Source organism: Morganella sp. HMSC11D09, from assembly GCF_001807955.1.
GTDB lineage: Bacteria > Pseudomonadota > Gammaproteobacteria > Enterobacterales > Enterobacteriaceae > Morganella > Morganella morganii.
Genome location: NZ_KV791684.1, coordinates 220090 through 244552, shown reverse-complemented (window position 1 = coordinate 244552; position 24463 = coordinate 220090). Strand labels below are relative to the sequence as shown.

At 50.3% G+C, this 24463-nt stretch carries 19 protein-coding genes; 17 read left to right on the top strand and 2 right to left on the bottom strand.

The window, feature by feature from the left end; genetic code table 11:
- The first annotated feature begins 68 nt into the window (after positions 1 to 68).
- The gene (locus HMPREF3119_RS08935; RefSeq protein WP_004237680.1) at positions 69 to 767 is read left to right on the top strand and encodes an acrylate utilization transcriptional regulator AcuR; all 699 of its coding nucleotides are present in this window, start codon (positions 69 to 71) and stop codon (positions 765 to 767) included.
- Between the two features lie 117 nt (positions 768 to 884).
- Positions 885 to 1868: an acrylyl-CoA reductase (NADPH) gene (locus tag HMPREF3119_RS08930; protein ID WP_004237682.1), complete on the top strand. Its 984-nt coding sequence runs from the start codon at positions 885 to 887 to the stop codon at positions 1866 to 1868.
- 108 nt (positions 1869 to 1976) lie between these two features.
- Here HMPREF3119_RS08930 and HMPREF3119_RS18790 read toward each other — a convergent pair whose 3' ends face one another.
- Positions 1977 to 2156: a hypothetical protein gene (locus HMPREF3119_RS18790; protein WP_004240997.1), complete on the bottom strand. Its 180-nt coding sequence runs from the start codon at positions 2154 to 2156 to the stop codon at positions 1977 to 1979.
- A 176-nt stretch (positions 2157 to 2332) separates the two neighbouring features.
- Between HMPREF3119_RS18790 and HMPREF3119_RS08925 the strand changes: the two genes are divergently transcribed.
- From HMPREF3119_RS08925 to HMPREF3119_RS08850, 15 genes are all read left to right on the top strand, one after another.
- On the top strand, positions 2333 to 3304 hold the full coding sequence (locus tag HMPREF3119_RS08925; RefSeq protein WP_004237684.1) for an SPFH domain-containing protein: 972 nt from the start codon (positions 2333 to 2335) through the stop codon (positions 3302 to 3304).
- Positions 3305 to 3788: 484 nt separating this feature from the next.
- On the top strand, positions 3789 to 4064 hold the full coding sequence (locus HMPREF3119_RS08920) for a hypothetical protein (protein ID WP_004237685.1): 276 nt from the start codon (positions 3789 to 3791) through the stop codon (positions 4062 to 4064).
- 609 nt (positions 4065 to 4673) lie between these two features.
- On the top strand, positions 4674 to 5960 hold the full coding sequence (locus HMPREF3119_RS08915; protein WP_070579403.1) for an HlyD family secretion protein: 1287 nt from the start codon (positions 4674 to 4676) through the stop codon (positions 5958 to 5960).
- A gap of 34 nt (positions 5961 to 5994) precedes the next feature.
- Positions 5995 to 8109: a peptidase domain-containing ABC transporter gene (locus HMPREF3119_RS08910; RefSeq protein WP_070579399.1), complete on the top strand. Its 2115-nt coding sequence runs from the start codon at positions 5995 to 5997 to the stop codon at positions 8107 to 8109.
- Between the two features lie 316 nt (positions 8110 to 8425).
- The gene (locus HMPREF3119_RS08905; RefSeq protein ID WP_004237688.1) at positions 8426 to 9319 is read left to right on the top strand and encodes a pirin family protein; all 894 of its coding nucleotides are present in this window, start codon (positions 8426 to 8428) and stop codon (positions 9317 to 9319) included.
- 173 nt (positions 9320 to 9492) lie between these two features.
- Positions 9493 to 10509: an alcohol dehydrogenase AdhP gene (gene adhP, locus HMPREF3119_RS08900; RefSeq protein WP_004237690.1), complete on the top strand. Its 1017-nt coding sequence runs from the start codon at positions 9493 to 9495 to the stop codon at positions 10507 to 10509.
- 946 nt (positions 10510 to 11455) lie between these two features.
- Entirely contained in the window at positions 11456 to 12817 is a 1362-nt protein-coding gene (locus HMPREF3119_RS08890) for a nucleobase:cation symporter-2 family protein (protein WP_004237693.1), read from the top strand.
- 140 nt (positions 12818 to 12957) lie between these two features.
- Positions 12958 to 14850, top strand: a complete 1893-nt coding sequence (gss, locus tag HMPREF3119_RS08885) for a bifunctional glutathionylspermidine amidase/synthase (RefSeq protein WP_046024940.1) — start codon at positions 12958 to 12960, stop codon at positions 14848 to 14850.
- A 201-nt stretch (positions 14851 to 15051) separates the two neighbouring features.
- Complete coding sequence (locus tag HMPREF3119_RS08880; RefSeq protein WP_004237695.1) at positions 15052 to 15300, top strand: type B 50S ribosomal protein L31; 249 nt, start codon at positions 15052 to 15054, stop codon at positions 15298 to 15300.
- A gap of 17 nt (positions 15301 to 15317) precedes the next feature.
- On the top strand, positions 15318 to 15443 hold the full coding sequence (gene ykgO / locus HMPREF3119_RS08875) for a type B 50S ribosomal protein L36 (protein ID WP_004237696.1): 126 nt from the start codon (positions 15318 to 15320) through the stop codon (positions 15441 to 15443).
- Positions 15444 to 15445: 2 nt separating this feature from the next.
- On the top strand, positions 15446 to 16090 hold the full coding sequence (gene zinT / locus HMPREF3119_RS08870; RefSeq protein ID WP_004237697.1) for a metal-binding protein ZinT: 645 nt from the start codon (positions 15446 to 15448) through the stop codon (positions 16088 to 16090).
- A gap of 569 nt (positions 16091 to 16659) precedes the next feature.
- The gene (locus HMPREF3119_RS08865; RefSeq protein ID WP_004237698.1) at positions 16660 to 17751 is read left to right on the top strand and encodes a PfkB family carbohydrate kinase; all 1092 of its coding nucleotides are present in this window, start codon (positions 16660 to 16662) and stop codon (positions 17749 to 17751) included.
- Entirely contained in the window at positions 17748 to 18680 is a 933-nt protein-coding gene (locus HMPREF3119_RS08860) for a pseudouridine-5'-phosphate glycosidase (RefSeq protein WP_004237699.1), read from the top strand. The genes HMPREF3119_RS08865 and HMPREF3119_RS08860 overlap by 4 nt, the downstream gene beginning before the upstream one ends.
- Positions 18681 to 18809: 129 nt before the next feature.
- Complete coding sequence (locus HMPREF3119_RS08855) at positions 18810 to 20072, top strand: NupC/NupG family nucleoside CNT transporter (protein WP_004237700.1); 1263 nt, start codon at positions 18810 to 18812, stop codon at positions 20070 to 20072.
- 303 nt (positions 20073 to 20375) lie between these two features.
- The gene (locus HMPREF3119_RS08850) at positions 20376 to 22340 is read left to right on the top strand and encodes an FAD-dependent oxidoreductase (protein ID WP_032098351.1); all 1965 of its coding nucleotides are present in this window, start codon (positions 20376 to 20378) and stop codon (positions 22338 to 22340) included.
- A 66-nt stretch (positions 22341 to 22406) separates the two neighbouring features.
- Here HMPREF3119_RS08850 and HMPREF3119_RS08845 read toward each other — a convergent pair whose 3' ends face one another.
- Positions 22407 to 23888, bottom strand: a complete 1482-nt coding sequence (locus HMPREF3119_RS08845) for a nucleobase:cation symporter-2 family protein (protein ID WP_049241981.1) — start codon at positions 23886 to 23888, stop codon at positions 22407 to 22409.
- Between the last annotated feature and the right edge of the window lie 575 nt (positions 23889 to 24463).

The window sequence follows — 24463 nt, the reverse complement described above, 5'->3', positions numbered from 1 at the left end:
GACGGCAAAGTCGATTTTACCTTTATCTGCGAATAAACCGGTGCCGGAAATTCCCCGGATAAAAAAGCATGGTATTTACCAGACAACTGGTCTATATTATTCCGCATGACAGAGGTAAAGACGCAATGACATCAGTAATCACAAAACCGAAACGGGGACGGCCGCCGAAAAATCATGATGCGGGTGCGGATGTAAAAAAAATGCTGATCCGCAGTGGCATGGAGATGTTTACCGAAAAAGGGTATATGACATCGGATATCAACGGGATCCTGAAAAAGGTCGGTGTACCGAAGGGCTCTTTTTATTATTACTTTGACAGTAAAGAGCAGTTTGGTCTGGAAATCATGCGTAATTACGACAGCTATTTTTCCCGTCTGCTGGATAAATGTTTGTCTGATATCACGCTGCCGCCACCGGAAAGGTTACGGGCATTTTATCTGACCGCTAAAGCCGGGATGGAAAAATACCACTGGCAGCGCGGGTGTCTGGTGGGGAATCTCGGTCAGGAAGTGACCAGCCTGCCGGCGGGGTATTGTGAAATACTCGATGAGATTATTACCGGCTGGCAGAAGAAAGTGGAAATCTGCCTTCTTGAAGCACAGAAACAGCAGCTTATTTCCGCTAAAACAGATTGCAGGCAAATGGCGGCTTTTTTCTGGACGGGCTGGGAAGGGGCGGTAATGCGTGCCAAACTGACCCGCAACAGTGAACCGCTGGATCTGTTTATCACTGTTTTTATGACGCAGATACTGGCTGAGAAAGCCTGAGAGATTGTTGCAGAATAATTTATTAAATATCGCCGTTGTTAACACGCCGGTGAGTATTTAATAAATTTTTTTACAATTAACCAGACAACTGGTCTATATTCATAAAAGGATAACACCATGTTTAACTGCATTCTGATTGAAAATACTGACGGCTACACCGCAAAGCTGGCTCAGCTCGATGAATCACAACTGCCTGATCACAATGTGACTGTGCAGATTGACTACTCCACGCTGAACTATAAAGATGGCCTGGCGATTACCGGCAAAAGCCCGGTTGTGCGCAGTTTCCCGATGGTTCCGGGGATTGATTTTGCCGGTACCGTGACCGAAAGCAGCTCTGAACACTATAAAGTTGGCGACAAAGTACTGCTCAACGGTTGGAGTGTCGGTGAAAAATACTGGGGCGGATTGTCTCAGGTGGCAAAAGTGAAAGACAGCTGGCTGACACCGTTACCGGCCGGGATGAGTACAAAGCAGGCGATGATGATCGGCACCGCCGGTTACACGGCAATGCTGGCGGTTCAGGCGCTGCTGAAACAGGGGATCACCAAAGAATCCGGCAAAGTACTGGTGACCGGTGCCAGCGGCGGCGTGGGCAGCTTCGCGGTTTCTCTGCTGTCAAAATTAGGTTTTGAGGTTATCGCTTCCACCGGCCGTACGGCTGATACCGCGTATCTGATCGATACCCTGGGCGCATCTGAAATCATGGATCGCAACGAGTTATCCGTACCGGGCAAACCGCTGACCAAAGAGCGCTGGGCGGCAGCGATTGACAGTGTGGGCAGCCACACGCTGGCCGGTGTCTGTGCCGGTACTCAGTATGGTGGCGTTGTGGCGGCCTGCGGCCTGGCACAGGGCATGGATTTTAACGGGACTGTTGCACCGTTTATCCTCAGAGGCGTGAGCCTGATCGGTATCGACAGTGTGATGCGCCCGCAGGCAGATCGTGTGGCGGCATGGAAACAGCTGGCAGAACTGACTGATCCGGCACAGCTGGAAACCATCAGCCGTGTGATCCCGTTAAATGAAGCGATTCCGGCGGCACACAGCTTACTGAACGGTGAAATCCGCGGCCGTGTCGTTGTTGATGTGAATAATTAATATTGTCTGACCCGCAGTATCCGTAAAAGAACATCCGGCAGAACCCTTCCGCCGGGTGTCCGGTTTACAAAGTCAGCACTATTAAGTGCTCTTACATACTACTCATAATCACTTATCAGCGATAGATGTATTATCGCTGCCATGAATATACCATAACTGCTGTTCCCGGAATATTGTCCCGGATTGTCCTCTTCCATCAATAAACGTGCTGTTAACGTTATATTTCCCTGTTTTTATACCGGAAGCAGTATTAATGACATGTATTTCTCCTTCTGAAGGCATAATCATCACGGCCGTATCCGGGGCATCCGGTATCACAGATTATTATCATTATTCGTCTGACGGGCTGCATTTGCTCATTTCTGTATTTTATGAATAATAGCGATGTAAAAAGATATGACTAATACATAAAGCAGTATTTATAAAAACGACATTAACTAAGAATTATCTTATAGGGATGAGACATGCAAATGATGCAGGCAGTAAATCCGGTCAAACTGAAGTCAGTTATAAAATTGATTATTGTTGCCGTTATTCTCCTCGTCGCGGGAGTGGTTACTTTTAATTCGTATACTATTGTGCAGGATGGTTCGGTAAAAGTCGGAACCTTTTTAGGTAAGGTTAACCCGGTCGCTTATGATGCCGGGCTGCATTTCCCGATTAACCCGTTTATGACATTTGATACCTATTCAACAAAAGATATCCGGGTGTCACTGAAAGAGTTACGCGTACCGTCACAGGACAAACTGAAATCCATCGTGGATATTACGGTGATGCTCCAGTTTGATGGCGCTAAAGCCCCCATTCTCCGTATTAACGGCGGTACAGAAAGTGAAGCACTGGATAAATATGTCCGCCAGAAACTGATTTCCACGATTCTGGAATTCGGGAAAGATGTTGCCAACGCACAGGATCTGTATACCGCAGATACCCAGCGGAAATTACAGGAATCTATCCGTGATGCCATTCAGGGTTATGCTTCACCTTACGGCTATACGATCAAAGAGATTATGATCCAGGATATTACGCTGCCGGAAGTGGTTCAGGAGCAGGTTGTGAATACCAAGATGCGTCAGGAGCAGATAAACCAGGCAAAAGCGGAAGCAGAGAAAGAGCGTGAACTGGCTCAGAAAAAAGTGGTTATCGCACAGGCAGAGCGTGAGTCCGCAGAACAGCAGGCACTTGCCCGTGAGCGTAATGCCCAGGCCAGCTCTTATGCAATGCGTCAGGAAGCCGATGCACGTTTATATGCCGCTCAGAAAGAATCAGAAGCGAACGCCGTGTTACAGCAGACAATCACCCGCGAAATGATTAACTGGAAGCAGCTTGAAATAGAACAAATTAAAGCAGAGAAATACAAAGGTGAAGTGCCTAATATTGTTGTTGGTGCAGACTATGACGGAAAAATGATCATGGATATGCGCTCACAACAATAAAAAATAACTGCCCGTTACCGAAAACCCGTCATATGACGGGTTTTTTATTTATATGGAATTTTTGATACTTAAATAAGGTATTGGTTTATCTTTATATCAGATAAAAACCTGCCGGGCGATGGTCAGAAAGGAACGGTAACAGCGTTACGATTTCAGTCTCCGGCAAAGCACTGCTGATGTCAGAGCAACACCCGCAGCATGATGATATCAGTACTCTGCTGGCATTATTTTCATCTGAAACTCCGGCAACCTGTGCGGAAAGTGAAATCAACCATGCTTTCTTATGCGTTACAGGCGGAATGCATGGCTGCACTGGTGGCGGATTTCAGATATCGGAGTAATAAATATTGGTTTATCTCTTCATTAAAATAATCAGTAGGATATCGGATGAATAATAGATAATTCTAAAATAATAATTTTATTTGTTATTTTAAAGATTATTTTATTATTCAGATAAAATAACTGATTATTAAAAGGATTGATAATGAAAGAATTAAGTCATGCTGAAATTGAACTGGTTTCCGGTGCCGGATGTGTTCAGGACACTATCACCGACCTCGGAAAAAAACTCGGTGACTGGGGTTTTGAACTGCTCGGGCCTTATCTGACGGCAGACCTGCCGGTGTTCGGTAAAGTCAGCCTCAAAGACGCATACCCGGGGCTGGGCAGGGAAGTCGGCGGAAAAGTGGGTTCGGCTGTCGGCGGTTTTATTGAGGATAAATTAGGCGGCATTGTAGATCTCGGTGGTATTTGTAAATAATACGCTGATAAAGTAATAGTATAAATGGTGATCCTCTGCGGAATATACCACAGAGGATCCTTGATATATAAATAGTTATCATCGGAATCGCCGGTGTTTTTCCCGGCTGACGACAGAGCAGGAATGTTATTTTGATTCATAACAAAACCTGAATATTTTACGATAATATAGTATAATTTCTTAAGAAAATATATACTTGAAAAGTGATGTGAAATTGCAGTTTTTCCTGTTGAGCTGATAAATAATAATTATTTTCTGTCAGTGTATTAACTATATTATTTTCCGCTGTAACAACGATTGATTTTTATTACATCCTTCCCTCTGTTCATTATCAGCAGTCAATTCATCTAAAATAAGTACCGTGATGACTATGTTCAGACGAAGTCATAAATAATGAAAGGGAAATCTAAATATGAAAGAGTTAAGTATTCTGGAAATTGAAGCAGTTTCTGGTGCCGGTTAATTAATACTATAACCCGCATTATTGACTGTTCCGCAGTCAATATCATATTTTGAGGGAATTCATTATTTTATGAATTCCCGTTTTTTTATCTTTTCCCTGATACTGACGGCCTTTTATTCACCGGATAACCGCAGGCAGGGTTTATTGTGTTCCGCAAAGCCGCACTCGATAACCGAAAAATGAAATGGCGGGGTAAGGCCTTATTATTACCCGGTATTCCGCTGTGGCTGATTATAGTATGCAGTTTTCTGTTTTTAATGGTTTTTCTGACCTTTATCTTGTCCGGCAGCTATACGCGGCGGGTCAGTGTGACCGGAGAAATCACCACCAATCCCCGGGCTGTTACTGTATATGCAGGTGTGCAGGGATTTATTACCGGGCAATATGTGAATGAAGGGCAGATTATCCGCAAAGGGGATCCGGTTTACCGTATTGATACCAGCAGAGCCACAGCCAGCGGTGTGGTCAGTGAAAATCAGCGCCGTGAAATTGAAAATCAGTTACAGCATATCCGTGATATGACCGCCCGTCTCAGAGATAACAAACAGACCACTCTGGCCTCGCTCGAAAAACAAAAGTCCCTTTATGCACAGGCACAGTTGCGATCTGCCGGGATTATTGAACGGGCACAGGAAGGGATCCGCATTATGAAACAGAATATGGATAATTATCATCATTACCGGGAAAGAGGGCTGATAAATAAAGATCAGTGGCTGAATCAGGCTGCGCTTTATTATTCTCAGCAAAACAGTCTGCTGGGATTAAGCGGACAGAATGAACAGAATATTCTGCAGGTTACGTCTCTGGAAAGCCAGATCCTGACTCAGGCGGCAGAATTTGATAACCGGATTTATCAGCTGGAATTACAACAGTCTGAGCTGATGAAAGAGCAGGTGAATAATGACGCGGGTGGTGAGATTATCGTTCGTGCCCTGACAGACGGCCGTGTGGATTCCCTTGGCGTGACCGTCGGTCAGATGGTCAATCCCGGTGATACCCTGCTGCAGATCCTGCCGGAAAATATCCGTCAGTACTGGCTGGTGCTCTGGGTGCCCAATGACGCGCTGCCTTATCTGAATGTCGGTGACGCGGTGAATATTCGTTATGAGGCCTTCCCGGCAGAAAAATTCGGCCAGTTTGCCGCCACCATTCAGGTGATTTCCAAAACCCCTGCCTCTGCACAGGAAATGATGACCTATGCCGGGGCGCCGAAAGTCAGTCAGATGCCGCAGTCCATCCCCTATTACAAAGTGATTGTACGTCCGGAAAAACAGATGATCGCCTATGACGGCCGCGAACTCAGCCTGCAAAACGGCATGAAAGCCAATACCACCCTGTTTCTGGAAAAACGCAAAATCTATCAGTGGATGGTATCGCCATTCTATGACATGAAACAGAGCGCCTCCGGGCCAACAGGAGCAGACACACCATGACAGAACGGACGCTGTTATCTGACCGGGAGGCTGTATGCGCTGTTTATCCCTGAAAAACCTGCTGGAAAAACTCGATCTCAGTCTGCGTCAGCGCATTCCGGTGATCCACCAGACCGAGTCCTCTGAGTGCGGCCTCGCCAGCCTGGCCATGATTTCCGCCCATTACGGCAAAAGTATCGATCTGATTTCCCTGCGCCAGCAGTTCAATCTCTCCGCGCGGGGCGCGGCCCTGGCCGGGCTGACCGGTATGGCCGCCGAGCTGGGCATGACCACCCGCGCGCTGTCGCTGGATATGGACGACCTGCCGAACCTGCGCCTGCCGTGCATTTTACACTGGGATTTCAATCACTTTCTGGTGCTGGTGAAAATCAGCGGTAACAAATTTATCCTGCATGACCCGGCCTATGGCCGCCGGGTGGTCGGTATTGAGGAAATGTCGCGCAATTTTACCGGCGTGGCGCTGGAAGCCTGGCCCGGCAGCACCTTCACCAGGCAGGAGGTGGTGAAAAAACTCAGCCTGCGCAAGCTGATCGGCAATATTCACGGGTTGAAAAAAGCGCTGCTGAAAATCTTCGCGTTCTCCGTGGTGATTGAGGCTATCGGCCTGATTATGCCGGTCGGCACACAGCTGGTGATGGATCACGCTATTCCTGCCGGAGATCAGGGGTTATTGTCCCTGATTTGTGTCGGGTTACTGTTCTTGATTCTGTTGAAAGCAGCGGTCAGTATGTGCCGCGCCTGGGCCAGCGTGATTATGGAAACGCTGATCAACGTCCAGTGGCAGTCCGGACTATTCACCCATCTGCTGCGGCTGCCGCTCAGCTATTTTGAGCGGCGCAAACTCGGGGATATTCAGTCCCGTTTCGGCTCGCTGGATATTCTGCGTACCACCTTTACCACCAGCGTGGTCGGGGCGATCATGGACGGTATCATGCTGATCGGCGTGTTTATCATGATGATCCTCTACGGCGGCCATCTCACCTGGATTGTGCTCGGGTTTACCGCCGTATATATCGGGCTGCGGCTGGCGACCTACCGTTATTACCGCCAGCTGTCAGAGGAATCGCTGATCAAAGAGGCACGCGCCGGGTCGTATTTTATGGAGTCCCTCTACGGCATCACCACGGTGAAAACCCAGGGCATGAGCGATCGCCGGGGGAATCACTGGCTGAATCTGAAAGTCGATTCCATCAATACCGGCATCCGCCTGACCAAGATGAACCTGATGTTCGGCGGGGTGAATACTTTTATTATGGCCTGTGACCAGATAGCCATCCTGTGGATCGGCGCAGGTCTGGTGATCGACAACGCCATGACCCTCGGGATGTTTGTCGCGTTCAGCGCCTACCGCGAGCAGTTTTCCGACCGCGCTGCCTCCATCATTGAGTTCCTGCTGCAGCTGCGCATCATGAGCCTGCACAACGAGCGTATTTCCGATATCGCGCTCAACGAGCAGGAAAATAAAAAGCCGGATGTACCGTACGAGCCGCAGATGCAGGCCGCCGGGCTGGAGACCCGCAACCTGGCGTACAGTTACGACAGCCAGTCCGTACCGATCTTCCGCGATATTAATCTGTCGGTTGCCCCCGGTGAAAGTGTGGCGATAACAGGGCCGTCCGGCTCGGGAAAAACCACGCTGATGAAAGTGCTGTGCGGCCTGTTTGAGCCATCGGATGGCAAGGTATTCATTGATAACATTGAGATCCGCCAGCTCGGCGTCAATAACTACCACAAAATGATCGCCTGTGTGATGCAGGACGACAAACTGTTTTCCGGCTCGATCCGCGAAAATATCTGCGGGTTCACCGAAAATCCCGACGAGCAGCTGATGATCGCCTGTGCACAGGCCAGTTATATTCACAACGTGATTATATCGATGCCGATGGGCTATGAAACGCTGATAGGAGAGCTGGGCGAAGGACTGTCCGGCGGGCAGAAACAACGGATATTTATCGCCCGCGCCCTGTACCGAAAACCCCGCATCCTGTTTATGGACGAGGCCACCAGCGCACTGGATAAAGAGAGTGAATCTTACGTCAATCAGGCGATCCGCCAACTGCCGATCACGCGGATTATTATTGCGCACCGCGAGTCGACGATTGAGTCAGCGGACCGCATTATTTTTCTCGGCGGGAAAAACAATAAATAAAGCCACGAAAATATAACCGGAAATAATAACCTCAGGATATGTATTTTATATTACCGTTAATATTACAACTCTTGTGGCATTTTCTGAATTTTATGCAGAATATCCGGAATCTGTTGTATTTATCTGGTCAAACCGCTGAACCGGGCCAACGAAGCCCTGCGTGAGCGCTGATCCTGTCAGTCAGCCCCGCATATCACAGTGTGATATGCGGGGCTTTCTCTTTATTTGTCATGTGAATGCTTAACAGTATACTGATACCTTAAGGCAGCCGTCCGCTTGCTGACGGTACTCTCTCACTGACAAGGCAGGTGACACCATGACAGACAGACAAGAGGTCTTACCCCAGCGTATCAGCGCGCGGATTAAAGATGTCGGCGGCGTGCCGGTATCCCGTGCATTACCGGTAAAAGAGCGCCGTCAGATAGGCGCCTGGTGTTTTCTGGATCATGCCGGTCCGGCAGTTTTCAAAGGGGATGACGGCATGAAAGTCGGGCCGCATCCGCACATCGGCTTACAGACGTTCACCTGGATGCTGGAAGGTGAGGTGCTGCACCGGGACAGCCTCGGATCAGAGCAGATTATCCGCCCGGGACAGGTGAATCTGATGACAGCCGGACGCGGTATCACACATACCGAAGATTCCGCCGGCAGAAATGCCCGTCTGCATGCCGCCCAGCTCTGGATTGCCTTACCTCCGGCGGACAGCACCATCGCGCCGCGCTTTGACCACTATCCTGATTTACCTGTCTGGCATCATGACCAGGTGAGTTTCACATTACTGACCGGCGAATATGGTGATCACCGTTCGCCGGTTCTGCATTTTTCCCCGCTGATCGGCATGGATTTGCTGGCACAGCAGGCAACACAAACCACACTCGATACCCGGCCGGACTTCGAATACGGCTTCTTTGTGCTGGAGGGCCAGCTGACATACCGCGGTGAAGTTTATACCGCCAATGAGCTGGTGTATGTCGGTGAAGGGTTGTCCTCTGTCACACTGACACTGATGAAGGGCTCGCGGTTGCTGTTGCTGGGCGGTACACCGGTGCAGGAACGGATAATGATGTGGTGGAATTTTGTCGGCTACGACGTACAGACACTGCAGCAGGCTGTCAGTGACTGGAACAATGGCGATATCCGGTTCGGTACTGTTGAAAATGACCCCCGCGAGCCGCTGCCCGCACCATCGTATCCCGCATCCCGCCTGTAACAGGCAATAGCTGATACACTCTGAATGCAATAATTCTTATTAATGATAGTTGAAATGATTGGCATTCAGAGTGCAGTATTATCCCGTATTTCACGCTAGAATAAACCCGTTAATGGTCGTTATGTTGCTGAACTGAACATAACTTTTCTGTTGTTCCATAACTGAGGTGAACTATGAAAGCAGCTGTTGTCGCAAAAAATAAGACCGTAGAAATCAAAGAGAAAACATTACGCCCTCTGAAATATGGAGAAGCCCTGCTGAAAATGGAATGCTGCGGCGTGTGTCACACTGACCTGCATGTAAAAAATGCTGATTTTGGTGATGTCTCCGGTGTGATCCTCGGGCATGAAGGTATTGGTGTGGTGACGGAAATCGCGGAAGGGGTCACCTCACTGAAAGTCGGCGATCGTGCCAGTGTTGCATGGTTTTTCCGTGGCTGCGGCCATTGTGAATACTGTAACAGCGGCAAAGAAACTTTCTGCCGTGAAGTTAAAAATGCCGGTTATACCGTGGACGGCGGTATGGCGGAAGAGTGCATTGTGACTGCGGATTATGCGGTAAAAGTGCCGGATGGTCTGGATTCAGCCGCGGCGAGCAGTATTACCTGCGCCGGCGTCACCACTTATAAAGCAATTAAAGTTTCCGGCATCAAACCGGGTCAGTGGCTGGCGATTTACGGTCTCGGTGGATTAGGCAACCTGGCGCTGCAATATGCCAAAAACGTCTTTAATGCCAAAGTGATTGCTATTGATGTCAATGATAAACAACTGGCACTGGCAAAAGAGATGGGCGCCGATCTGATCCTGAATCCGAAAACCGATAATGTCGATGAAATCATTCAGAAAGACCTCGGCGGCGCGCATGCAGCGGTCGTTACCGCAGTAGCCAAATCCGCATTTAACTCGGCGGTCGGCAGTGTCCGTGCCGCAGGGCGTGTTGTGGCGGTCGGTCTGCCGGTGGAAACCATGGATCTGAGTATTCCGCGTCTGGTACTGGACGGTATCGAGGTTGTCGGTTCGCTGGTGGGAACCCGCGAAGATCTGAAAGAAGCATTCCGTTTTGGTGCCGAAGGCAAAGTGGTACCAAAAGTGGCGATGCGCCCGCTTGAAGACATTAATGCCATCTTTGAAGAGATGGAGCAGGGCAAATTTACCGGCCGTATGGTCATTGATTTTAAAAACAAAAAATAATCGATCCGGTTATTTGCTGCAATATCCTTTAGCCGCCCGCCTGCGGGCGGTTAATGAGATGATCCCCCCCGCCCTGTGAGCGGTATGCTGACAGGGTGTTTTTCTTTCAGGAGAGGCCATCATGCAAAATATTACACTCATTGGTATCGATATCGGTAAACACACCTTTCATGTGCTTTGTCAGGATAAATCAGGCAAAGCGTTGTTGCACAAAACAATAGAGTGATTACAAAGCAAATCCCATGGTGGTTTGTTGTCCCGGTATCAGAAAAGAAAGACGCGTTTTATTTCGGTGCTTTCAGTTTTCTCTGTGATGATAAATGCGTGGTTCTGTACATAAAGGTTGCGGATAAATGGATAATCAGACACCTGAGTATGGTATCAAATATTATTTTCTGGTGTTCCCGGATAACGATATTACTCTCCGCTGCGGGAATCAGTTCTCCTGAAACCCCGGTTTCAGTTTAATAACAACGGGTATGAACAGTATCAGTGGCCGGGAGACTATGATGAACCGGCTGTCGGTGAGTTTCTGGCGCGTGTCCGCAATGAGGAGCAGGGGGGCCGGGCTCCCGGGCTGCCGGTTCCGGTGAAATATACGGTGATACACGGCTATCAATGTGATAACCGGGATTATTAAATTGAGAAGGCAATCGATTGTCATGCCGTGAGTCCTGAAAAATTACATTTCACAGGGGTAATAAAAATGCGGCGGGTATCTCGTTTTTAATGGCAAAATACGTCAAAAAACCGGAATCCGGTCACGAAACACAGCATTTATGCTGATAAAAAATCGCGCTGGTCTGAATTTTGCTCAATCGTTTAAATGATGAACAGATACCCGGGCCGGGTTCGTCATCATAGTGAGACACCCTGACGCCAGGGGTCATTTTCCGAGATCTTCGAATCGAAGCCGGGGAGTCCCGGTTGTAAGGGAGTCTGTTTCATGAGCAATCATAGTGTGGATCAAGCACAGGAACCGGTTAAGCCCGTTATTGACGAAGTTGAAGAAATATTACCTGCGGGAAAACTGATGATGCTGGGATTACAGCACGTACTGGTGATGTATGCCGGTGCAGTAGCGGTACCGCTGGTTATCGGTGACCGGCTGGGGCTGAGCAAGGAAGTGGTGACACTGCTTATCAGTTCGGATCTGTTTTGCTGTGGTATCGTGACACTGTTGCAGTGTATTGGTATCGGGAAATTTGCCGGTATCCGTCTGCCGGTGATTATGTCTGTGACGTTCGCGGCGGTGACGCCGATGCTGGCTATCGGTGCCAACCCGGATATCGGCCTGATGGGGATTTTCGGCGCCACCATTGCGGCGGGGGTACTGACAACGCTGATAGTCCCGCTGATGGGAAAACTGATGCCGCTTTTCCCCAATATGGTCACCGGTATTGTGATCACCTCTATCGGGCTGAGTATCATGCAGGTGGGGATCGACTGGGCTGCCGGGGGTAAAGGTAACCCGGAATATGGTCATCCGCTCTACCTCGGTATCTCATTTGCGGTTCTGCTGTCTATCCTGTTTATCACCAAATTCTGTAAGGGTTTTCTCTGTAATATCTCGGTATTACTGGGGATTATCTTTGGTTTTGTGTTGTCGCTGATGTGCAATGAGGTCAGTTTCGACGGCTATGCGGATGCGCCCTGGTTCAAACTGGTTACCCCGATGGCGCTGGGAACACCAACGTTTGAGCCGATTTCCATTATCACCCTCAGTGTGGTGCTGCTGATTGTCTTTATTGAATCGATGGGGATGTTCCTGGCGCTCGGGGAAATCGTCGGCCGTCCGGTCGGAAAAGATGACATTGTGCGCGGACTGCGGGTGGACGGGATCGGGACAGTTATCGGTGGTCTGTTCAATAGTTTCCCGCATACCTCATTTTCCCAGAACGTCGGGCTGGTGGGCGTGACAAAAGTCCACAGCCGCTGGGTGTGTGTGGTCTCCGGATTTATCCTGATCATCTTTGGTCTGCTGCCGAAAATGGCGGTGGTGATTGCCTCTATTCCGCAGTTTGTGCTCGGCGGGGCGGGGCTGGTGATGTTCGGCATGGTACTGGCGACAGGGATCCGCATTCTGTCCCGTGTTGATTACAGTGGCAATAATTACAATCTCTATATTGTGGCGATAAGCCTGGGGGTCGGGCTGACACCGACACTCTCCGGTAATTTCTTTGCCAAACTGCCGATGTTCTTACAGCCGCTGCTGCACAGCGGGATCCTGCTGGCCACTGTCAGTGCGGTGATCCTGAACCTGTTCTTTAATGGTTATCATCCGAAAAAAGAAAGCCCGGCAACGTGATCTGACTCACTAAGCATAACCCGGAGTGGTGATTGACACCGATGCAGAAAAGCATCGGTGTTTTTTTATGGACGGGCGTATACTGGATTATCAGTAAGCACAATTATTGGCAATCTAAATCATATCAGTAAGGCCGTACTATGAGTGGAATCATCACGGAGCATGAACCTTTCGGCACATTACTGGGCTATGCGCCCGGCGGTGTGGCTATCTATTCCTCTGACTACGATACCATCACGGAAGCAGAGAAAGAGGATGATATTTCCTTCCGCAGTTATATCGGAAATGAATATATGGGATACAAATGGCAGTGTGTGGAATTTGCCCGCCGCTTCCTGTATCTCAATTACGGTGTGGTGTTTACCGATGTCGGTATGGCGTACGAGATTTTTTCCCTGCGTTTTCTGCGTCATGTGGTGGATGACAGTATTCTGCCGCTGCGTGCGTTTAAAAACGGCTGCCAGCAGGCGCCGGTAGCGGGGGCATTGCTTATCTGGCAGGAAGGGGGCGAATTTAAACGCACCGGTCATGTGGCGGTGATAACCCAGGTGTGTGCGGATAAAGTCCGGATTGTGGAGCAGAACGTCATCCACCATAAACTGCCGCGCGGTCAGCAGTGGACCCGCGAGCTGCCGATGCATGTCAAAGACGGTTATTACACCCTGTCAGATACTTTCACGGATACACAGATCCTCGGCTGGATGATCCAGACAATTGATGATGAGTATGCCTGGACCGAACCGGCGGTTAACCCCGCGCTGATGACACTGCACGCCGCCCGTCTGGATGAGAAAGCCGATTTCACCGGTAAATGGCTGGATGAATCGGATCCGATGGAAAAAGCCTATGTCAAAGCCAATCACGGCCACAATCTGAATGCGGATCCGCATGAATATTTCACCATTTCAGAGACTGCCGAAAATGCACTGATGCAGGCAACCAACGAAGTCCATCTGATGTACCTGCACGCCACGGAGAAAGTGCTGAAAGATGACAATCTGCTTAAATTATTCAATATCCCGGAAATCCTCTGGCCGAGACTGCGGCTCTCCTGGCAGAACCGGCGTCACGATATGGTGACCGGCAGACTGGATTTCTGCATGGATGAGCGCGGTCTGAAAGTGTATGAATACAATGCGGATTCTGCCTCCTGTCATGCAGAAACCGGGGTGATTATTAATAAATGGGCGAAACAGGGCGGGCTGACCGAAGGCTGGGATCCGGGGGAACGCCTGTCAGAAATGCTGGCGGATATCTGGAAACACACCTCGGCCAAGCCGTTTATCCATATTATGCAGGATAAAGACAGCGAGGAAGATTATCACGCCCTCAATATGGCGCGGGCCATCACGGCGGCAGGGTACGGATACCGGGTCATTCACGGGCTGGATGAACTGAGCTGGAACGAAAGCGGACAGGTCATCGACGGTGAAGGGCGCGTGCTTAAATGTGTCTGGAAAACCTGGGCGTGGGAAACGGCGCTGGAACAACTGCGTCAGGAAAGTGAAAGCGACCGGACATACTCCGCACTGCCTATCCGTACCGGCCATCCGCGTCATGGAGATGATGTGCGGCTGATTGATGTGCTGCTGCGCCCGGAAATCCGTGTATTTGAGCCACTGTGGACGGTGATCCCGGGCAACAAAGCGATTCTGCCGATCCTGTGGTCGCTGTTCCCGCATCATCCTTATCTGCTGGATACAGAATTTGAACTCAGCGACGAACTGCGCCGGACCGGTTATGCGGTTAAACCGATCGCCGGACGCTGCGGCAGCAATATCGGGCTGGTGGATCACCGCGACGAAGTGCTGGATGAAACCTGCGGCCGTTTCGGTGAGCAGGAAAACGTTTATCAGCAGCTCTGGTGTTTACCGAAAGTGGCAGGCCGCTATATCCAGATGTGCGCTTTTACCGTCGGCGGTCACTACGGCGGTGTCTGCCTGCGTTCGGATCCGTCTCTGGTTATCAAAAAAGAGAGTGATATCGAGCCGCTGCGGGTTCTGGAGGATAAGGACTTTCTGGCAGAGAGCTGATTCCTGACCGTTGTGCTTCTCCCGGGCAGCCCCCGTATTCACCGGTGGCTGCCCGTTTTTATATCCTTTTGATCTGATTTATGTTTCCTTTTTTTCCGCGATCGCACTCCTTTCCCGTATAAAAATCAGGGTTAAAAAATAGTGGTCAACCGCGATAAAAATCATTATTGTTATATTATAACATAACAAAGTGAGGCGACCATGAAACCCGATATTCATCCGGATTACCGGACAGTCATCTTCCACGACACCGCAGCAGACGTGTATTTCAAAGTCGGATCCACTATCAGAACGGAAAGAACCATTGAGTTTGAAGGGCAGACTTATCCTTATGTCACTCTGGATGTCTCATCTCATTCTCATCCGTTCTATACCGGCAAACAGAAAACACACTCTCAGGAAGGGAATGTGGCCCGTTTTGCCAAGCGCTTCGGGCGTTTTGTACATTAAAAGAAGAGGAAAAACCGATGCAGGTATTAAGTTCACTGAAAAGTGCGAAACAGCGTCATCCGGACTGTAAAATTGTCCGTCGTCGCGGTCGTATCTATGTGATTTGTAAGTCCAACCCGCGTTTTAAAGCCGTACAGGGGTGATTATGACAGCTAAATCAGTTCTCCCGTTACTGTTACTGGCGGGATTATTCAGCGGTGCGGCAGCAGCACACGGACACCATCACGACAAACCGCAGACAGAAGCACAGCGCAAGGCCGCAGAAGGGATTTTTGCTGATAAGGATGTCAAAGACCGGCAACTGAGCGACTGGGATGGCGTCTGGCAGTCTGTTGAGCCTTACCTGGCCAGCGGCGAGCTGGACCCGGTGATGCAGGCGAAAGCCGCGAAGAACGGCGATAAAACGGCAGAAGAGTATCGCGCTTATTATACAAAGGGATATAAAACCGATGTGGATATGATTGGTATTGAAAATAATATCATCGAATTCCATCGCGGGGATAAGGTGGATCAGTGTGAGTATCAGTATGCCGGTTACCGGATCCTGAATTACACCTCCGGCAAGAAAGGGGCACGTTATCTGTTTGAGTGCAAAGATAAAAACAGTCATGCGCCGAAATATATCCAGTTCAGCGACCATATCATTGCACCGGAAAAAGCGGGTCATTTCCACCTGTATATGGGCAATGAGTCCCAGGAGGCACTCCTGACTCAGCTGGACAACTGGCCGACCTATTATCCTTATACAATGAGCGGAAAAGATATCGTTCACGAAATGCTGCATCACTGACAGCAAAGCTGCGCAGCAATATAAAACCGGCAGCCCGGAAACAATCTCTGTTTCCGGGCTGTTTTGTTATTTCATTAACAGATGAATATAAAACTTGATTAATCGTGTCAGTTAAAAATAAAATAAGAATAAGCGATTCAGCAAGCCAGATTAAACAGATTTTCCGCAATAAACATCAGGTCTTTTTTGTTTTTATTTCAGGCTTATTTATTTGATATCAGTCACAGTATTTATGTAACGATAAAGGGCGCATTTCAGTGTTGTTATTCTAAGGTCATGAAAACAAACAGATGTTTGCTTATATAACAACCCGCACATAACAGATTGATAGATATGAAAATTATTTTTAATTAAATCCTCTTTTTTTGATGGTTATTATTTTGTGTTTTTTATTTTATTTTTGAAGATATAAAAAACATGATCTCCCTCCGGTTTTTCTGCTGAAAACGCACTCTCCTCATTTTACGATCATCCCTTAAATTCCGGCGAAATCTTTATTTCAGCGCTTTACTTTGTAGCGGACAAAAAATAAAACAAGCACATGTTTAATAACCAACAAGTGTCCGCTTATGACCAGTCGAGAAAAACAAATCCTTCAGATCCTCCGGCGTGACCCGCTCATTCCGCAGCAGGAACTGGCCGGTGTATTAGGTATCAGCCGCTCTGCGGTGGCCGGACATATCATGAATCTGATGAATAAAGGCTACATCAAGGGTAAAGGATACATCCTCTCCGAGCACCGCTATGTGGTGACTGTCGGTTCAGCCAATATGGATGTTTGTGGTTATTCTGACCTGAATCTGGTGTATGAAGATTCTAATCCCGGTCACATTAAATGTTCACCCGGCGGGGTCGGGCGCAATATCGCCCAGAATATTGCCCTGCTGGGCTGTGAGTCTCATTTTATCTCCGTTATCGGTGATGATTTCTACGGTAACACCCTGTATGAGCAGGCAAAACTGGCCGGTGTGAATGTCAGTAATCTGCACCGCCTGCACGGGGAAACCACCTCCACCTACCTGTCACTGCTGGATCCGCAGGGTGAAATGATCACCGCGATCAATGACATGCGCATCCTGGAAAAACTGACCCCGGCGTTACTGGCAACCTCCCGCGACCTGATCCGGCACGCCGGTGTGCTGGTGGCGGACTGCAATCTGTCAGAAGGCGCGCTGGAGTGGCTGTTTACCAATGCGGGCAATGTACCGGTCTTTGTCGATACCGTTTCCGCGTTCAAAGCAAACAAAATCAAGCCGTGGCTCAGTCATATCCACACCCTGAAACCGAACCGCTTTGAGGCGGAAATTCTCACCGGTATCAAAGTGGAAAACAAACAGGATGTGGTACGTGCCGCCAATGCTCTGCATGAGCAGGGTGTACAGCGCATTGCCCTGAGTATGGGCGGCGAAGGCGTTTATTACAGCGAGGCGGGCGGTGAAAACGGCTGGTCGAAGCCGTTCAGTGTCCACATTGTCAATGTGACCGGTGCCGGTGACGCCATGATGGCAGGCCTTGCCCGCTGCTGGCTCGAAGGCGAGCCGCTGTCACAGAGTATCCGTTTTTCCCAGGGCTGCTCCGCCCTGACGCTCGCCAGCGAGCTGACAAATAATCCCGGTCTGTCAAAAGACAGTGTTCACAAACTAATGGAATCACAAGCATGAAAACTCAACAACTGAACGCAGAATATCTGGACATTTCCCCTGAGGTTGCACAGGCGCTCGCGGAGAAAAAGCCGGTTGTGGCACTGGAATCCACCATTATTTCTCACGGTATGCCGTATCCGGACAACGTGAAAATGGCACTGGAAGTTGAACAGCGTATCCGCGATAACGGCGCGATCCCGGCAACGATTGCGGTGATTAACGGCCGCATGAAAGCGGGTCTGTCTCATGATGAGATTGAGATGCTCGGCAAAGAAGGCCACAAGGTGATGAAAGTGAGCCGCCGCGACCTGCCGTTTGTGATTGCTCAGGGCATCCACGGTGCGACGACCGTTGCCTCCACCATGATTATCGCGGAAATGGCCGGGATTGCTGTTTTTGCCACCGGCGGGATCGGCGGTGTGCACCGTGGTGCGGAACACACCTTTGATATCTCAGCGGATTTACAGGAACTGGCGCAAACCAATGTGGCGGTTGTCTGTGCGGGTGCCAAATCTATCCTGGATCTGGGGCTGACCACAGAATATCTGGAAACCTACGGCGTACCGGTTGTCGGCTATCAGACGGATAAATTACCGGCATTCTTCTGCCGTGAAAGCGAATTTCCGGTCACCATCCGCATGGAAACCCCGGAAACCGTGGCAAAAGCACTGCACGCCAAGTGGGCGACCGGCCTGAACGGCGGCATGGTAATTGCCAACCCGATCCCGCATGAGTTTGCAATGCCGGAAGAAACCATCAACAGTGCGATCGCACAGGCAGTACGCGAAGCGGATGAGCAGGGCATTAACGGCAAAGCAAGCACACCGTTCCTGCTGGCCCGTGTGGCGGAACTGACCGGCGGTAACAGTGTTAATTCCAATATTGAGCTGGTGTTCAATAACGCGAAACTGGCTGCCCGTATCGCTTCCGCTTATCAGCAACTGTAAGCGGCTGACCGGTTACCGGTCATAACAACGAATGAAATACCAGACCCGGTAAGGTGCTGATCTCACAATCAGCCTTTACCGGGCATTGCAGCATATAACTGATGAGTATAATAACTACGGGGCCGGATTATGGATTTATTACGGAGTTTGGCGGGGATCGGCGTTTTATTACTGATAGCATTTCTTTTTTCGGTGAATAAACGGAAAATCAGTCTGCGCACTGTCGGCGCGGCACTGCTGTTACAGGTGGCACTCGGTGCCATCATGCTGTATATCCCGGCGGGGAAATGGTTTATTCAGACCATCGCGTCGGGTGTGAACAACGTTATTGCCTACAGTGACGCGGGCAGTTCCTTTATTTTCGGCAGCCTGGTCGGTCCGAAAATGGACGTGTTATTTGACGGCGCCGGGTTTATCTTCGCATTCCGCGTTTTACCGGCCATTATCTTTATCACTTCTCTGATCGCGATTTTGTATTACCTCGGCATTATGCGCTGGGTGATCAACGTTCTGGCGTATGTCTTCCAGAAGACCATGAAAATCAGCAAGATCGAGTCCTTTGCTGCGGTGACCACCATTTTCCTCGGTCAGAATGAGTTACCGGCGGTACTGAAACCCTTTGTCAGCCGGATGAATAACAATGAATTATTCACCGTGATTTGCAGCGGCATGGCCTCCATTGCCGGGTCAATGCTGGTGGGTTACGCCGGACTGGGTGTGCCGATTGAATATCTGCTGGCGGCGTCTCTGATGGCGATTCCGGGCGGGATCCTGTTTGCGCGGATGTTAAGTCCGGCGACACAGGAATCCACCGTGGAATTCACCGAAATCTCCTTTAGTGAAAAACGACCGGCCAGTATTATTGAGGCGGCGGCAGGCGGTGCGATGCTCGGGCTGAAGATTGCCGTCGGCGTGGCAACGGTGGTGCTGGCGTTTGTGGCACTGATTGCCCTGATTAACGGACTGATTGGCGGCCTCGGCGGCGTTATGGGTTTTGAGGGCGTCAGCCTGCAAAGCCTGTTCGGCTATATTTTCTCACCACTGGCGTATCTGATGGGCGTGAGCAGTGAGCACATTGCGCTGGCAGGCAGCCTGATCGGCGAAAAACTGGCGATCAACGAGTTCGTGGCCTATGTGGATTTCTCTCCGCATTTACACGACGGCACACTGGATGCCAAAACGATTGCAGTGATCTCCTTTGCCTTATGCGGTTTTGCCAACTTCGGCTCGATTGCGGTAGTGGTCGGGGCGTTCAGTGCGGTTGCGCCGGAGCGGGCATCTGATATCGCCCGTGTCGGGATCCGCGCACTGCTGGCGGCGACATTATCCAACCTGATGAGTGCCACCATTGCCGGATTGTTTATCGGCCTGGCCGTGGCACCGGGTGTCTGACCGGTTCAGATGAATGTCCGGTATTTACAGACGCTTCCTTATAAAGGAAGCGTCTGTTACCAGCTGATACGATTCAATTTTTTTTATTCCGCTTAAGACCGCGTCAGGTCAAAAAAACAAATCCTGCTCCCCGTTAAAGTAAAAAAAATCCGGTAGCCCTGTTGCGCGTGTGTTATTGCCTTCCTGCATCCGCAGAATTTGACCCGCCCCGCAAAATGACCATAAAACCGACAAAGAAGGGCCGAATGTGCCTGGTTATTGCATGGTTACCAATACCGAAAACCCGGAAAGCGATAGGTGAACATGAACAAATGTATAGTTGCGGACAGCCAGAAATGCATCGGGTGTCACGCCTGCGAAATTGCCTGCGTTGTCGCGCATAATGATCACCACTGGCCACATGACAGCCGTGATTACGCCCCCCGTATCCGTGTCATGTTCAAAGAGAGTGACAGCCTCGCTGTCACCTGCCGCCAGTGCGAAGACTCCCCCTGTGCCGCTGCCTGCCCGGTGGATGCCCTGTATGTGGCGGACAATATAGTCAAACTGGATCAGGAAAAATGTATCGGCTGTAAAAGCTGTGTGCTGGTCTGCCCGTTCGGGGCGATGGAAATGGTGATGACGTTCGATCACTCGCACGAACTGGCGCAGAAATGCGATTTATGTGATACCACCGGCGGGTCGCCCGCGTGTGTGGCTAACTGCCCGACCAGCGCACTCAGCATCCTGGATGAACACAAACTGGTGATCCTGCGCAATGACCGCCTGATGCGGGCAGCCACCGGTGCATACAACCAGGCGCGTCAGTCGGAAATCCGTTTTGAGATCCTCAAACGTCCGCCGCGTGAAGGAACAAAGAAACAGAGTGCGGCCCTGCGTAAAAATCATTTCGGCGAAATCTATATCGGGCTGAATGAACAGTGTGCCGGTTATGAAAGTGAGCGCTGTCTGTACTGCTCACAAAAGGCGATGTGTAACCTGTCATGCCCGCTGCATAACGCTATTCCGGATTTCGTCCGTCTGGTGCGTGAAGGCAAAATTATTGAGGCGGCGGAGCTGAGTAACTCCACCAGTTCACTGCCGGAAATCTGCGGCCGTGTCTGCCCGCAGGACAGATTGTGTGAAAGCCGCTGTACGCTGCGTAATCACGGCGGTGCGGTTACTGTCGGGAACATCGAACGCTATATCACAGATACCGCCTTTGAGATGGGCTGGCGTCCGTCTGTGGCGGAGGATGTGGTTCCGCGTCCGGAACGTGTCGCGATTATCGGTGCCGGACCGGCCGGGCTGGGCTGTGCGGATGTGCTGACCCGTGCCGGGGTGAAAGCTGAGGTGTTTGAGCGCCATCCGGAAATCGGCGGACTGCTGACCTTCGGGATCCCGCCGTTCAAGCTGGACAAACAGCTGATGGCACAGCGGCGGCAGATTTTCACGGATATGGGGATCACCTTCCATCTGAACTGTGAAGTCGGCAAAGATATCCCGTTCAGCCGCCTGATGAGCGAGTATGATGCAGTACTGCTGGGTGTCGGCACCTACGGCATGATGAAAGCCGGGCTGGAACATGAGGATTCCCCGGGCGTGGTGCAGGCACTGCCGTTCCTGATCGCCAGTACCCGCGAAGTGATGGGGTTGCCGGTGGCGGATGAATACCCGTGGATTGATGTGGAAGGGAAAAAAGTGGTGGTGCTCGGCGGCGGTGATACTGCGATGGACTGTGTCCGTACTGCTGTCCGCCGTGGTGCTGAGAGTGTTATCTGCGCCTACCGCCGTGACGAGGCCAGTATGCCGGGCTCGAAGAAAGAGGTGATCAACGCCCGTGAAGAGGGGGTGGAATTCCTTTATAACGTGCAGCCGCAGTTTATTGACCGCACTGAGCAGGGAGCCGTCAGCGGTATCGGGCTTATCCGCACACAACTCGGTGAACCGGGGCCGGATGGCCGCCGTCGTCCGAAACCAGTGGAAGGCTCTGAATTTATCCTTGATGCGGATGTGCTGATTATGGCGTTCGGCTTCCAGTCTCATCCGATGCCGTGGCTCAGCGGTTATAATGTCCAGCTGGATAAATGGGGACAAATTAAAACCGGCGGCAACGGCCGCATGAGTAACCAGACCACCAACCCGAAAATCTTTGCTTCCGGTGATGCGGTGCACGGTGCGGATCTGGTGGTCACCGCTATGGCTGCCGGTCGTCAGGCCGCCCGCGAGATGCTGAGCATGTTCGATGAACAGGCACAGTCACCGCAGGCGATGGTCAGTAACGCATAACAGAGAGCAGTAAAAAAAACCGCGATAATGATTATCGCGGTTTTTTACGGGCAGAAACCAGAAGGGTCAGATAACGCGTTTGTTCTCCGCGCTTATGGCCATATCCGGCAGGTCACGCTCTGCATCCGGGATATCCAGCATGGCTTCCAGCTCGTCAGCCAGCATATCCGGCTCTTCCTCATTAGCCGCACCACGCGGTTGTCCGACAGGGATCAGCAGATTCAGGATAATCGCTGTCAGACCGCCGACACAAATCGGGTTCTCGGCAAGAATATATAAAGACGGCGGCAGGATGCTGAAGATCTGCGGGTCATAAGAAACACCCAGCCCGAGACCCAGGGATGTTGCCACAATCAGGGTTTCGCGGCGGCGCAGGCCGTTGGAGATAATAATGCGCAGCCCGGCAATGGCAATCATGGAGAACATCAGTGTCATTGCCCCGCCCAGTACCGGTGCCGGAATAGTGGTAAAGAACCAGCCGATACTCGGGAACAGACCGAGGAACACCAGGATCACAGCAATAAAGCGCCCGATATAACTGGAGGCCACACCGGTCATCTGGATCACACCGTTGTTCTGGGCAAAGGTGGTCAGCGGCAGTGAGCCGAGGGCTGACGCGATGACGGATACCACACCATCCGCCATTACACCGCCTTTCAGCCGGTTCTGGTACACCTCACCTTTAATCGGCTGATTGGACACCATAGCTGTCGCCGTCAGGTTGCCGACCGCTTCCAGCACGCTGAGGATATAAATAATGGCAACCACCAGGAAGTGGGTGAAATTAAATGAGAAGCCGAATTTAAACGGCACCGGTACCGTAATAAACGCGGTGTTCTGATAGGTGCTGAAATCCACCAGCCCGAGGAACAGCGAGGCAATGTAGCCTGCCACCAGGGCAATGGCGATCCCGCCCATCCGCAGCAGCGGGCTCTTGCAGCAGTTAAAGCCGATCACCACCAGCAGGACCAGTAATCCCACACCGATATTTTCATAGTTGCCGTATGTGCCGGCTGATTTGGCGGAGAAACCGCCGCCGAAGTCGATAATCCCGACCTTGATAAGGCTCAGGCCGATCATCAGCACCACCACGCCGCTGACAGTCGGGGTGATTATCCGGCGCAGATAAGGCAGCACAAAAGAGGAACCGACAACCAGGAAAGCACCGGCGAAAGAGACGCCGAGCAGAGAGGACAAAATCAGTTCTTCATGGATCCCGTCACTGCGCATGGCGGTGCCGATGGCAATCATGGCAGTCACGAATGAGAAGTTGACGGACTGAATAGATAACAGGCCGGAGCCCATCGGCCCGTAGCGGTTAACCTGTATCCAGGTACCGATGCCGGAGGCAATCATAACCATAGAAACCAGATAAGCTGTGGTATCGGCGGATAAATCCAGGGCTTTGCCCACAATCAGGGCAGGCATCACCATCGGAACAAACAGGGCCAATAAATGGGTTACCGCACCAAGAAGGGCCTGGAAAAACGGGGGCTTGTCGTCCAGCTGATAGATTAGATCAGAGGTTGGATGATTGAGATCTGACATCCTTCTCTCCTTTATAATAAATGGAATGAGAGGTCATACGTCGGCCTCAGCGGATCGTTTGGTACAGGGAATAAAGCAATAACTGAACCAGCGGCGCGACAAAGAAATAAAAATGTGAGAGATCTCTTAAATCATCTGCGATTTGTGAAACGTGTCACCGGGGATTTGCGAAAGGCTTTCCGTACCGGTCAGCCGGGCGGGAGAAAAGCAGAGTGAACAGGGTTTGTACAGTATGAGAATGATATCATCTCATTTTGATAATGAAACGGCAGTGATAATGGTATCCCTCCGGAACCTTATGCCGGAAGGAGATGCAGATACCCTGCAGAGTGACTATCGCGTTAATTAAATTTTATTTAAATAAGATATTTCCATTTTTTGTTAATGGAATTATATTAGAAATTAGTTTATTAAATTATGAATGCTAATTAAGAATGTGCAATTATCTTAAATAAACCGGCAAAGGTAAAAGTGAATTACGTTATTTTGCTGATATTTATTATGTAAATTAATGTTTTCATGTTGTTTTTTTTGTTATATCATCGGCATGTTATTGTTCAGGGTAAATAATTCCG

Excerpts from the sequence above, each read along its gene's own strand:
- HMPREF3119_RS08935 (WP_004237680.1), top strand. The coding sequence starts at position 69 with ATGGTATTTACCAGACAACTGGTCTATATTATTCCGCATGACAGAGGT.
- HMPREF3119_RS08930 (WP_004237682.1), top strand. The coding sequence starts at position 885 with ATGTTTAACTGCATTCTGATTGAAAATACTGACGGCTACACCGCAAAG.
- HMPREF3119_RS18790 (WP_004240997.1), bottom strand. The coding sequence starts at position 2,156 with ATGATTATGCCTTCAGAAGGAGAAATACATGTCATTAATACTGCTTCC.
- HMPREF3119_RS08925 (WP_004237684.1), top strand. The coding sequence starts at position 2,333 with ATGCAAATGATGCAGGCAGTAAATCCGGTCAAACTGAAGTCAGTTATA.
- HMPREF3119_RS08920 (WP_004237685.1), top strand. The coding sequence starts at position 3,789 with ATGAAAGAATTAAGTCATGCTGAAATTGAACTGGTTTCCGGTGCCGGA.
- HMPREF3119_RS08910 (WP_070579399.1), top strand. The coding sequence starts at position 5,995 with ATGCGCTGTTTATCCCTGAAAAACCTGCTGGAAAAACTCGATCTCAGT.
- HMPREF3119_RS08905 (WP_004237688.1), top strand. The coding sequence starts at position 8,426 with ATGACAGACAGACAAGAGGTCTTACCCCAGCGTATCAGCGCGCGGATT.
- adhP (WP_004237690.1), top strand. The coding sequence starts at position 9,493 with ATGAAAGCAGCTGTTGTCGCAAAAAATAAGACCGTAGAAATCAAAGAG.
- HMPREF3119_RS08890 (WP_004237693.1), top strand. The coding sequence starts at position 11,456 with ATGAGCAATCATAGTGTGGATCAAGCACAGGAACCGGTTAAGCCCGTT.
- gss (WP_046024940.1), top strand. The coding sequence starts at position 12,958 with ATGAGTGGAATCATCACGGAGCATGAACCTTTCGGCACATTACTGGGC.
- HMPREF3119_RS08880 (WP_004237695.1), top strand. The coding sequence starts at position 15,052 with ATGAAACCCGATATTCATCCGGATTACCGGACAGTCATCTTCCACGAC.
- ykgO (WP_004237696.1), top strand. The coding sequence starts at position 15,318 with ATGCAGGTATTAAGTTCACTGAAAAGTGCGAAACAGCGTCATCCGGAC.
- zinT (WP_004237697.1), top strand. The coding sequence starts at position 15,446 with ATGACAGCTAAATCAGTTCTCCCGTTACTGTTACTGGCGGGATTATTC.
- HMPREF3119_RS08865 (WP_004237698.1), top strand. The coding sequence starts at position 16,660 with ATGACCAGTCGAGAAAAACAAATCCTTCAGATCCTCCGGCGTGACCCG.
- HMPREF3119_RS08860 (WP_004237699.1), top strand. The coding sequence starts at position 17,748 with ATGAAAACTCAACAACTGAACGCAGAATATCTGGACATTTCCCCTGAG.
- HMPREF3119_RS08855 (WP_004237700.1), top strand. The coding sequence starts at position 18,810 with ATGGATTTATTACGGAGTTTGGCGGGGATCGGCGTTTTATTACTGATA.
- HMPREF3119_RS08850 (WP_032098351.1), top strand. The coding sequence starts at position 20,376 with ATGAACAAATGTATAGTTGCGGACAGCCAGAAATGCATCGGGTGTCAC.
- HMPREF3119_RS08845 (WP_049241981.1), bottom strand. The coding sequence starts at position 23,888 with ATGTCAGATCTCAATCATCCAACCTCTGATCTAATCTATCAGCTGGAC.